This window comes from Nostoc sp. (assembly GCF_036917275.1).
GTDB lineage: Bacteria > Cyanobacteriota > Cyanobacteriia > Cyanobacteriales > Nostocaceae > Nostoc.
Genome location: NZ_JBALDF010000060.1, coordinates 97,234 through 108,577, shown reverse-complemented (window position 1 = coordinate 108,577; position 11,344 = coordinate 97,234). Strand labels below are relative to the sequence as shown.

Genomic DNA, 11,344 nt, shown 5'->3' with positions numbered 1-11,344 from the left:
AGAGATGTTTCGGTTTAATAATGGCATCCCCACCAGGAATGATGGTTGAGGGAGACCCATAAAAATTTCTTTAAAAGATTTTTATGGGAACCCTTGACGCCGAACTGCGCCTGAGCGCTACCAGGTTGCCATTTTGTAGTTTCTTGTTTTGTTGATTCTGAGTCTTCCACAACACAATCGATTACATCTTGTTCTGGGAATGTTGCCTCGTCCCTCTTAATTATTCGAGAGCCGAATGCCTTTTACACCCATTTACTATTTTGACACTAACCTTAACGATCAACAGAGGGTGTGATGAAAGCACGACTTCGGCTTTGGCACAATTCCTCTGGTGATCACCTCACAAAGTTATTCCAACTAAATTTGGTTTTGCGTATTGGTGCTGGCTAGACGTTGCGACAAGCTTTGGTACAGTGTTTCTGGCACTGATGCATGTAGCGATCGCCCTAGTCGATTTTTTTTTTGAGCAGCTTGTAAGCAACTCGTTTCTGGACAAATATAGGCAGAACGCCCCGTGCCCTGATCTAATTGTACCTTTCCCGATGGAAAGACGCGGACAATCCGCCAAAACTCATCTTTTGAGCCTACTTTGCGGCAACTAATACAGCGCCGATAATTTGGTTTCATCGGTTCTCTGCAATCTCAGTCTAGGATTTGGGATGTAAAAAGAAGTTTATTATTACTATTTTTTACTCATACCAAGTAGCCTTTGAGAAAATAACTATTGAGACTGAGACTACAATCAACAGTATCAAAACTTTACAAAATTAATCAATTATTCATCATCGTCAGTGTCAAAAGTATCCTCTTCTTCTAATTCGTCCTGATTTTCATCCAACTCTTCTTCCTCAAAGTCAAGATCATCTTCCTCTGATTGATATTTTGTTCTTACAGCTATAAATTTGGCATCCTCTCCTGCATAGTCATACTTAGCTTTATCTTTAATGTCAATTTTCCAACCAGTCAAGCGGGCTGCCAAACGGACATTTTGTCCCTCTTTCCCTATGGCCAAACTTAGTTGATCTTCAGCCACTAGTACGTGAGTTTGCCGGGAATCTGGGTCCATTAGGCGTACTTCATCCACCCGGGCTGGACTCAAGGCATTAGCAATATATGTTGCTGGGTCTGGCGACCAGCGAATTACATCTATTTTTTCACCGCGTAATTCGTTGACTACCACTTGAATTCGCGATCCCCTGGCTCCAATGCAAGCGCCAACTGGGTCTACATCGCGATCAAGAGTGTCTACTGCTATTTTAGTCCGGGGACCGACATAACGGGAAGGGGGGTTTGCCTCCCTAGCTACGGCAACAATCCGTACCACTTCATCTTCGATTTCTGGGACTTCGTTGGCGAAAAGATAAACCACCAAACCAGCATCAGCACGAGACACAAGCAACTGTGGCCCTCGTTGCTGACCTTGAGATACTTTTTTAAGATATACCTTGAAGGTGGCATTTGCCCGATAATTATCATTGGGCAGCTGTTCGCGCTTGGGTAATTCGGCTTCTACTTCTGGCTGACCAAAGTTACTGCTAACTGCTAGAACCACTGATTGCCGTTCAAACCGCAGGACTCTTGCTTGCAGGACAGTTCCCTCCAAGTCTTGGAACTCTTCTTGCACCATTTGGCGCTGCTGATCCCGTAATTTTTGCGCCAGTACCTGCTTGGTTTGCATCGCCGCCATCCGACCAAATTCTCCTTGGTCAGGGGTAACATCCAGCACTACAGAGTCTCCTAACTGCGCTTCGGGAGCTACTTGTTGAACTTCATCTAGGGAAATCTGGTGGTCTGTGTTATTGACTTCTTCGACAATGGTTTTGGTAGAAAGAACGCGAAATCCTTCTCCTTCAATATCGAGTTCTACTTCAAAATTCTCAAAATAATCTTCATCAAACTGTTTGCGCTCTATATTTTGAGCGCGACGATAACGTTCGTAGCCTTTGACTAGTGCTTCTCTAATAGCTGATTGAACTGCAAGCCGGGGTAAATTCCGTTCGCGACTTATACTTTCAATTAATTCTTTTAATCCAGGTAAAGTAACCATTGACATAAGCAATCTCCTTTAAAAATTAGGGAGTGGGGGACTCGGGGGGCCTGGAGGGGATAAAAAGTAATGGGGACTGAAAACTACACATTAGATAGAGCTAGGGATTAGAGAATAGCTTTACACTAGCCCCTAATCTCTAGCCCTTAGTTCATAACTTCTAGCCCCTAATCTTTAGCCTTGAGCAAAGGTGCTCTAGTCTCTCGCTCCTAAGCCCTAGCCCTTTGTTTATCGGCGCTCGTCTAACTGCACCTTAGTAATTAGGGAGCAGGGAATTTCGACTACACGACCTTTTTGGTTTAAGTAAAGTGCTGTCTCATCCCGGCGAATCAACTGACCAGTCCACTCTTGTTGTCCGTCGTAGGGGGGCGTTGTGGAGACAATGACAGGAAATCCTTTAAAGGAAATAAACTCCCTGTCTGTTACCAGTTCCCGCGAAATACCAGGACTGGACACTTCCAAGACATAGGCATCTGGAACGATTTGGGCAGCATCTAAGGAGGCTTCTAAAGCACGGCTCATCCTCTCACAATCATTCAACCCAGTGTCTTGCTCAGGATTGCGAATGTCTACCCGCAGCACTGGTGGACTTTGGTTAGTGTGAAAAACCACGCCAACCACTTCCAATCCCAGTTCTTCTGCCACTGGTGTCGCCAAATCAATAATTTGTGGAACTAAAGGATGAGCCATGAGAGAATTCAATAAAAAAAGTGGGCATCGACCCACTTCCTGTGATAGATATATCTTTCAAGAAGTCTTGTGACGAACCAATAATGATTCGCCTCATTCGAGTTTAGCGCATTTCTTTTACAGTCGTGCATTGGGCATTGGGGAGTCAGTGCGTTGCGGAGGTTCCCTCCGTTGTTTGTGCAGGGTCTCCGACAGGAGAAGCAACTGGCGTCATTGGGCAATTCAATTTTGGATTTTGGATTAAATTTCAATTCTTTAATCCAAAATCTAAAATCTAAAATTCTTGCTCCCCTGCTCTCTACCCTTCCCGTATTTTTGGGAGAGTAGTACCTTTATCCACTACTGCTGGAACTGATACTTGTGTTCGTAGCTGCCGGGTTTGCTCGATAATTTGATCTATGTCTTCTTGGGATAAACGCTGGACATAGTTGAGTTTGATTTCCTCTAAAAAGTCAAAAAGTAAACTCTGAATTTCTGAAAGTACGTGTTTTTCCTTTATTTCAGATCCTAAGGCGTCGCTGAAGCTTTGTACCAGTTGACTGGTGAGTTTTGCTCCTACAGGGTCTTCAACAGCACTAACTAAAGTTTTGTAAAGATTAGTTGTAATTTGGGTCGCCAGTTGTTCACTTAACTGGGTTTGGGCTTGTCCCACGCCAGGGAGGTTCTGGAGGTTGCGATAGACGGGGACTTGATGGAAGACGGTTTCGATATTGTGGCACAAAATAGCAACGATCGCAGGTTGAATTTTGGGTAGCACTTGGTAGACAATTGTTTTTACCAAAAGACCTGCGATCGCTTCCACTTCATTCACATTATTAATATCTATGTAGGGACGTAAATTTTCCTGTTGTGAAAGCCAGCGCGTTAACTCACCTCGCTGAATTGAACCCTGAACCTGATTAATTACCCTTACCACGACAATTTCTGTGAGTTCTTCGGCAAAATTGGCGACAATCCCCTGATTAATTTGCTTTCGTACTGGATGCAGCTCCAATAACCGCGCTTGATCGAGGCGAATTAATACAGGTATGATTCGCAACCCCCGCCAAAATGGCAGTAGTAAAAATAAATCATACCAACGCCACAATACTGCTTCCAACCAGCTAAAACCAGGATGTTGGCGTCTAAGAAGGAAGGTACGCCCCAGCAATTCTAGACCAAATAAAATCACAAAGGGTAAGTCAATTTCCCAGAAATTATCAACAAATTCGCCATTTTCACCGATTTGGCGGTAGTAGTTAGAGGCAATCAAAGGGCGGATGCTCTGGTTGAAAAAATTAATTTCTTTAAACCAGCCATTTTGTGATATGTAAGGCTGACTCCAAAAAGTGGCAAAGGACTGTTTTGCTGATTCGTTACCGATGTGCGATCGCATCCGCTTTTTGATTTTTTCTAGAGTACCACTCTTGTTCACTCCCGCAAACGGGTTAGTGTCAATCATCTCATTGCTCAGACGCCTTATTTCCTCTAGCCTGCTATTTACCTGAGGCGACTGTAATCCTGTTTGGCTGACTTGTTCTTCTAATGCCTTTACTAGTTCTAAATAATTTTTCGTCTCTCGATGGGGTTCAATACCTTTTATTGGGTCATAAATCTCAATAATTTGGGGAAGTTTTCGCAAGTAGAAATCTCGCCAAGGTACGTAACTTAAATCAAACAAAACTAAACCTAAATTTACGGTGGCAGTAATTGCCATAAATCTTTCAAACCAAACATTCCGCTGCTTAGAAGATTTGATATTTTTCATTTTCTGTCATATATTATACGCTTTTTTGATATTTGGAATATAGCGTTTCTCGTTTGTATCCAATACACTCTAACCTCACTTCCATTCTTCTCTCCTCAAAGGAGCCACTGCGTTGGGGAGCCATGTCCACCGCAGTAGCTATGAGCGACTTCCGATGCCGAAGCTTTGAATCTTACTCCCCAACCCTTGTAGGGTTGGGGCTATTCTTGTTAGGTCTGTATTCAACTCAACTCAGAAGCGCACAGATGTATGCCCCTACTTTAATTTAGTGTTCAAGGAGTGTATTCGATTCAAATGATAACCGCTGTATCTCTGCTAATACAAGATACTTCTTTTGATGGATGACACAAATTAGTTTTTGCAATCTTAGTTAAATTTGACAAAAATAAATCATAAATTATTCAAAAATCATTAAAAAATAGCGAAAAAAGTTATTAAACAAACTTAAAATGCAGCTGTTAACCTTTATAATCCTGCTGATTTAATCCAAAGGAGTTTTAAATATGTGGTGTGGGTTTGGAAAATCAAGCGCGACTTTTGCAGCTACCTGCCTGATAACTGCTAGTTTGGTAATTGCAGACACAGGTTTCGCGGCCTCTCAACGTAGCTATACGCCACAGCAATTTCGTGCTGTGTTGCGAGGATTAGGCTATAACGTCAAGCTAACAAATACGCCTTTGACGGATGATCAAACTAAAAAGGCAATTCGTGAATTTCAAACGGGGTATAAGCTACAACCAGTTGATGGGATAGCAGGACGAAAAACCCAAGATTTTGCTGCTAACATCATAAAAATTCTGCAAACAAATTTGAATGCAGTGGTGAAGCCAAATCCTCCCCTTCCCCGCGATTATTTTTATGGTTCCCGCACGGAAGCAGTGGTGAAGGAGTATCAGAAGAAATATCAGTTGCAAGAAACTGGAATTGCCAATTTAGCACTCCGCCAAAAGCTGAATGAAGAAGCAAAGACAGTCTTCAGTCAGCCGACAACTACACCGACGCCTACGCCAAAAGCTACACCAAGAAGTACACCAAGAAGTACACCAAGAAGTACACCAAGAAGTACACCAAGAACTACGCCAAGAGCGACACCGACGGCTACGCCAACAGCTGCACCGACGGCTGCACCGACGGCTACACCGACGGCTACACCGACGGCTACGCCAACGGCTACACCGACAGCTACACCGACGGCTACACCGACGGCTACGCCAACGGCTACACCGACAGCTACACCCTAGTCGTCACAAAAAATTCCTACCCCAAAGTCTCAAATCATTTGATTTGGTTCTTCTAAGGGTCTGCCCTTGGGTGTAGGTAAAATTGGACGGCGGTCATTGTAAGGCATAGGAATGTACTGGACGCTGGGTCGCCCTCCTTGTGGTTGTGGGTACAAATCCATGAGATCATAAATAGAATGGGGCAGTCCGACAGTTACGGGCAGCCCCATTTCTGTTGCTTCCTCAATAGTGATGGGATAGTCGTGGGTAACGCGCCCGGTTGTCAAAGCTTCGATAATCGATTCGATATTTTCTGGTAGAACTTTTTGTTTGGGTATACTGTCTTTTAGCAGAGTTCGTACAAATCGCTGTACCTGCTGTATTGCTTTTCGTGAGAGATCGGCCATAATGAGAGTTTGGTCATCAATCTCACTGATGGGTTTATCTTCAACCACTTTTAGGATACTCGCTGCGGGGTAGTTACCCAATTGGGGATCAACTGGCCCTAAAACAGCGTTAGCATCCATAATAATTTCATCAGAGGCGATCGCAAGCATAGTACCGCCACTCATAGCATAGTGGGGTACGAATACTGTAACTTTTGCCTGGTGGCGAATTAATGCTCTGGCGATTTGTTCGGTAGCTAAAACCAAACCACCAGGAGTATGCAAAATTAAGTCAATTGGCACATCTGGGGGTGTGAGGCGAATTGCTCGTAATATTTGTTCTGAATCTTCGATAGTAATGTAGCGAGATAAGGGAATTCCCAGGAAGCTAATAGACTCTTGACGGTGAATCAGCAAAATCACCCGACTTTTGCGTTCCTGCTGGAATTGTTCTAAAGCACGCAAGCGCCGATATTCTATTTGACGTTTTTGCCAAAGGGGTTGCAAAGAAGTCAGAAGCAGAAAAATCCAGAATAAATCACCGATACCAAAGCCCATAAATATTAATTCTTGTTCAAAAATAACGGTTGCCGTCATTATTGTGACAATTTTTGGGCGATCGCATTTCTATCTCTAGGTTTAAAACTATCGAACCATACTAAGCAAAAAAATTACGAATTACGAATTACGTTAGCGACGCAGGAGCGTCATTATGAATTAGGAATTATTTATTATCCCCGTCGCCAAATCTTGATAGTATCGTCATCACCACCGCTAACTAGGGTTTGACCATCAGGACTGAAGACGACGCATCGAACATAGTTGGAATGCCCTGTAAGTGTGCTGATTTCTCTGCCACTGTGTACATGCCACAATTTGATAGTGTTGTCCCAACTGCCACTAGTAAGAAATTGCCCATCATGGCTAAAGGCAACTGACGAAACTGAATCAGAATGACCAATGAGAGTACGAATTTCTCTGCCTGTATTTACATGCCATAGTTTAATCGTGTTGTCACCACTGCCACTAGCGATAATTTCCCCATCCTGGCTGAAGGCGATACAGTTGACGAAGAAAGAATGCCCTAATAATGTGGAAATGTTTCTGCCTGTGTATACTTGCCATAGTTTTATGGTGTAGTCATTACTACCACTAGCCACAAGCTGTCTATCTTTGCTATTCGTTGTCGGCATTGTTGGAGAGTAGGCGACTGAAGAAACTGAGTCAGAATGACCTATGAGAGTTTGGATTTCTATGCCTGTGTGTACTTGCCACAGTTTAATTGTGCAGTCAGCACTGCCACTAGCCAGAAACTTACTATCTGGACTAAAGGCAACGGAATTCACCCAATTAGCATGACCAACGAGAGTACGAATTTCTTTGCCTGTGTTTACATCCCACAATTTGATTGTGTTATCCCAACTACCGCTAGCCAAGATTCCCCAGTTCAGGTCTGCAACTTTCGCAGATTTGCCGGACTCTCCTTGATAAGAAAGGTTTGGAGAGATTGGGGTAAAGGCGACGGAATGAACCATACTAGAATGACCAGAAGACCAACGACCCAGTTGACGCACTAGCTTGCCAGTACCCACTTGCCAAAGTTTAATAGTATGGTCATTACTGCCACTAGCAATCAATTGCCCGTCTGAGCTAATGGCGATCGCATGAACCATACTAGAATGACCTTTGAGGGTCTGTATGCATTGCCAGTTATGCTGATTTAATACAACAGGTGGAGGTGGTTTAAGTCTAAGCGTTCTCACTACCTTAGGTATTACTAAGGCTACATTATTTCCGGTATCAGAACCCAATAAATCTAACCACTCCTGCACAGACTGGGGACGATAGGTTGAGTCCAAATCCATGCCGCACATAATAGCCTGATTGACTCTGTTGCTGATGTTAGGATTAAAATATTGTGGTGGTTCTAAATTAATATTGTGACGTCTATCATCTGCACTCGTCGGTATAACGGCGGTGAGTAAATTATACAAGGTAGCAGCTAAGGCGTAGATATCAATGTATTCTCCTCGTGGTGCTTCTGATTCATACTGCTCAGGTGGGGCAAAACCAGGAGTGCGATACACTGTATGCCTTTGAATCATATTGGGAATAAATTCTCTAGCGATGCCAAAGTCTATCAGCACTGCTTCTAATTTATCAATGCGGATCATAATATTACGTGGTTTCAAATCCCGATGCAGCAGTCCTTTAGAATGAATTAGCGTCAAAGCGTCGCCAATTTGCCGGATGTACAGCAGCGCTTCTGCTTCTGATAGCACCCCCATCCGTCTCAAGTACTGTGCTAAGTCTTCGCCTTCAATGTACTCCATCACCATGCAGGGCAAATTTCCCTCATCGAAGATGGTTTCTATCTGCACTATATGAGGATGGTGACACACAGCCAGCCGAACTGCTTCATCACGGAAGTCTTGCCGTAACTTGTTTCGGTGGAGTATCCAGGCAGGGTGGTTCAGGATTTCTTCTTTGAGGGTTTTAATTACTCGCAGTTGATTTCGCTGATTTCTGGCAAGGTAAGTAATGCCAATTCCGCCTTCACCTAGTTGGCTTTCAATAATGTAGCGTCCCCCGAATAAAGACTTTCTTGCATTCCACACCATTAGTAATATTTGACAATTGATAGTATTTATTTTGGCACGGGATCAAAACAGCAATAGAAATTTTTTGGAATTCTATTTGAATTGCTGTTGTAGCTTTTTGGAACTTAGTTACTTAGAGAACATTTTCATTAACCTGAATAATTACTAATAGTATAAAGTCGGGTCTACCCTAATAGTTTTAACTAAACTATGTTTTCACACCCAAATATAAAAGTTGATTGATCATGATAAAGTAAACGATAAGTTTTGCCATATTTGTTCATAATAATTTGATTTGTAGGTGATCTAGAATTATGCTAAAGAATCTGAAACTGAAACAAAAATTTACAATTTTACTACTGGTAATTCTAACATTCGGTCTGAGCTTGAGTGGCTTTGCTCTTTCTTCTCTGCTCAGGGAGAATGCTAAACAAGATATTAGCTCAACAGGTCTCATCCTCATGCAAACAATGAGTTCTGTTCGTAAATACACCAGTACTCAAGTTAATCCAGAGCTAGCTGATAAATTGGCAACTGAGTTTTTGCCGCAAAGTGTGCCTGCATACTCAGCACGGGAGGTATTTGAAATTTTACGAAAAACGACAGATTACCGTGACTTCTTTTATAAAGAAGCAACTCTCAATCCCACAAATCTTCGGGATAAGGCTGACAGTTTTGAGACGGAAATTGTAGAAAGGTTCAGAAATAAATCAGACCTTAAAGAAGTGAGTGGATTTCGCTCAATTCCTGGTGGGGATATCTTTTACATTGCTCGTCCGCTGCCAATTTCTGAGCAAAGCTGTCTCGTATGTCATAGCGTACCTGAAGCTGCACCTCAAAGTATGATTACTCAGTATGGTACAGCTAATGGATTTGGGTGGAAGCTGAATGAAATTGTCGGCGCTCAGATTATATCAGTGCCGGCGAATAATGTCATCAGCAAAGCTAATCACTCTTCTTTACTCATTATCCTAATTGTATCAACTATATTTATAGCAACTATCCTGTTAGTCAACTTGTTCTTGAATCGACAAGTTGTTTTGCCTCTCAAACGCATGACTCGCATAGCTGAAGAAGTCAGTACGGGACATATGGAAGTTGAATTTGAGCAGATGTCTAATGATGAAATCGGTAATTTAGCTAAAGCCTTTAAACGGATGCAGTTAAGTCTGGAAATGGCAATGAAAAGAATTAAACGCACTCAGGGAGGTGCAGTAGATTAAACAATTTAAAATTCTCTAAATTAACGGTGGTCTAAATGTCTATGAAAATAAGCTTTTTTTAAATTCAAAAGCTGCCTGAAAATCAGGAATTTCCCTGATGATGAGTTCAACAAATTGGTCAGGCGAAATGTAAGGATTTTCAGCTAATATTTCTTCTATAATCAGATTTGCCATTGGTCCGATGTGGTAAGCTAATTCTTGCTGACAATGTTTAATAAATCCTGGTTTTAGTGAAGATTGTTGTTCAATTCGCCCAATTTGTGGACTAATAGGTGAACTAGGTGGACTAAAAATTGTTTCTCCAGGTTGGTTGGATGACGGCGATATTGCCGACATAGCCTGAAATTCAGGATTAAATATCGTGGCAGGCAAATCATCAACCATGATTGGAGGAGACATTGCCACTTCTGGTTCTCCAATCCGCTCTAAATCTATAAGAACTTCCCTGGCTGTTTGATATCGGTTGTTAGGCCTATCAGCCAACATATAATCAAGTATTTGAGCCAAATCATCAGTAACGTACGTATAATAACGCCAGTTCCATTCTAAAGAGTACTGATCCATTAGTAAGGATGGATCTCTACCTGTGAGTAATACAATAGCTGTTACCCCCAAAGCATAAAGGTCACTAGAGGGGGAACATAAACCCAAGCTAATCTGTTCGCGGGGAGCGTATCCCACTTTGCCTACAAGGGACATTTTGCCAACAAAGGTTACCTGATGGTTAGAACTTCTCGCCTCGTTGATATCAGCAATTTGCTTGCCTACACCGAAATCAATTAGCACTGGCAGATCCTTGCCATCGGGTAACATGATGTTGTCAGGAGAAATATCTCGATGGATGATGTTGTGTTGGTGGACATATTCCAAAACAGGTAGTAAATTCTTTAGCCACTCTATAACTTCCTCTTCGGAAAAGTTTCTTCCTTGACGTTGAAGTTCTCCTAGCAGCCGAGAATATGTTTTACCGTCAACATACTCTTGTACTAAAAACAGCCGATTATCTCCTTCAAAGCAAGCTAAAAACTTGGGAATTTGAGGATGTTGCAATTGATGAAGAATTTTTGCCTCTCTTTTAAATAAGTTGCGATATTGTTCTAGTCCACTCTCCCCTGTGCCAATGGGTGCAAACTCCTTGAGAACACAAGCTTCATTAAACCGACGAGTATCAAACGCCAAGTAAGTTCGTCCCAATCCTCCCTGTCCTAGAAGTTTTTGGATAGTATAGCGGTTATCAATTAGAGTTCCAGCAGTTATTTCTGGTCTTGTCATCGGGGACTGTGACATCTCATCGCACTCCTAGCGATTTTATTATTGATAGATTATCTTGTTTGCTGAAAGTCAGAAACTCTAGCAGATAAAGGCTGATAACATCCTTAAAATTGAGGTTAGCACTACTATCAATACAGGGAAACACACTTTTCTACATCT

At 42.4% G+C, this 11,344-nt stretch carries 9 protein-coding genes; 2 read left to right on the top strand and 7 right to left on the bottom strand.

The genetic code is table 11. From position 1 onward, the window contains the following. Positions 1-357: 357 nt before the first annotated feature. The 4 genes from V7K35_RS23765 to V7K35_RS23750 form a co-directional block, all read right to left on the bottom strand. Positions 358-627, bottom strand: a complete 270-nt coding sequence (locus V7K35_RS23765) for a YlxR family protein (RefSeq protein WP_335082208.1) — start codon at positions 625-627, stop codon at positions 358-360. Between the two features lie 148 nt (positions 628-775). Next, positions 776-2,053, bottom strand: a complete 1,278-nt coding sequence (nusA, locus tag V7K35_RS23760; protein ID WP_335082206.1) for a transcription termination factor NusA — start codon at positions 2,051-2,053, stop codon at positions 776-778. 222 nt (positions 2,054-2,275) lie between these two features. Beyond that, positions 2,276-2,737: a ribosome maturation factor RimP gene (gene rimP / locus V7K35_RS23755; protein WP_335082204.1), complete on the bottom strand. Its 462-nt coding sequence runs from the start codon at positions 2,735-2,737 to the stop codon at positions 2,276-2,278. 298 nt (positions 2,738-3,035) lie between these two features. Further along, on the bottom strand, positions 3,036-4,484 hold the full coding sequence (locus V7K35_RS23750; RefSeq protein ID WP_335082202.1) for a hypothetical protein: 1,449 nt from the start codon (positions 4,482-4,484) through the stop codon (positions 3,036-3,038). Between the two features lie 503 nt (positions 4,485-4,987). Between V7K35_RS23750 and V7K35_RS23745 the strand changes: the two genes are divergently transcribed. Continuing rightward, positions 4,988-5,725 (top strand): peptidoglycan-binding domain-containing protein, encoded by a 738-nt coding sequence (locus V7K35_RS23745; RefSeq protein ID WP_335082200.1) that lies wholly within the window; start codon positions 4,988-4,990, stop codon positions 5,723-5,725. A gap of 29 nt (positions 5,726-5,754) precedes the next feature. On the opposite strand, the gene V7K35_RS23740 is transcribed toward V7K35_RS23745, so the two are convergent. Together V7K35_RS23740 and V7K35_RS23735 are read right to left on the bottom strand one after the other, a co-directional pair. Then, the gene (locus tag V7K35_RS23740) at positions 5,755-6,648 is read right to left on the bottom strand and encodes an SDH family Clp fold serine proteinase (RefSeq protein WP_334797523.1); all 894 of its coding nucleotides are present in this window, start codon (positions 6,646-6,648) and stop codon (positions 5,755-5,757) included. A gap of 173 nt (positions 6,649-6,821) precedes the next feature. Further along, on the bottom strand, positions 6,822-8,711 hold the full coding sequence (locus tag V7K35_RS23735) for a serine/threonine-protein kinase (protein WP_335082198.1): 1,890 nt from the start codon (positions 8,709-8,711) through the stop codon (positions 6,822-6,824). Between the two features lie 293 nt (positions 8,712-9,004). Here V7K35_RS23735 and V7K35_RS23730 point away from each other — a divergent pair, with 293 nt between their 5' ends. Continuing rightward, positions 9,005-9,913, top strand: a complete 909-nt coding sequence (locus tag V7K35_RS23730; protein WP_334797500.1) for a Tll0287-like domain-containing protein — start codon at positions 9,005-9,007, stop codon at positions 9,911-9,913. A gap of 39 nt (positions 9,914-9,952) precedes the next feature. Here the strand turns inward: V7K35_RS23730 and V7K35_RS23725 are convergent, their stop codons facing one another. Next, positions 9,953-11,200, bottom strand: coding sequence for a serine/threonine-protein kinase (locus V7K35_RS23725; protein WP_335082196.1), 1,248 nt, complete (start codon positions 11,198-11,200; stop codon positions 9,953-9,955). Positions 11,201-11,344: the final 144 nt, after the last annotated feature.

What these genes read in the sequence shown, in the direction of transcription:
- V7K35_RS23765 (WP_335082208.1), bottom strand. Translation starts at nt 627, where the DNA reads ATGAAACCAAATTATCGGCGCTGTATTAGTTGCCGCAAAGTAGGCTCA.
- nusA (WP_335082206.1), bottom strand. Translation starts at nt 2,053, where the DNA reads ATGTCAATGGTTACTTTACCTGGATTAAAAGAATTAATTGAAAGTATA.
- rimP (WP_335082204.1), bottom strand. Translation starts at nt 2,737, where the DNA reads ATGGCTCATCCTTTAGTTCCACAAATTATTGATTTGGCGACACCAGTG.
- V7K35_RS23750 (WP_335082202.1), bottom strand. Translation starts at nt 4,484, where the DNA reads ATGAAAAATATCAAATCTTCTAAGCAGCGGAATGTTTGGTTTGAAAGA.
- V7K35_RS23745 (WP_335082200.1), top strand. Translation starts at nt 4,988, where the DNA reads ATGTGGTGTGGGTTTGGAAAATCAAGCGCGACTTTTGCAGCTACCTGC.
- V7K35_RS23740 (WP_334797523.1), bottom strand. Translation starts at nt 6,648, where the DNA reads ATGGGCTTTGGTATCGGTGATTTATTCTGGATTTTTCTGCTTCTGACT.
- V7K35_RS23735 (WP_335082198.1), bottom strand. Translation starts at nt 8,711, where the DNA reads ATGGTGTGGAATGCAAGAAAGTCTTTATTCGGGGGACGCTACATTATT.
- V7K35_RS23730 (WP_334797500.1), top strand. Translation starts at nt 9,005, where the DNA reads ATGCTAAAGAATCTGAAACTGAAACAAAAATTTACAATTTTACTACTG.
- V7K35_RS23725 (WP_335082196.1), bottom strand. Translation starts at nt 11,200, where the DNA reads ATGTCACAGTCCCCGATGACAAGACCAGAAATAACTGCTGGAACTCTA.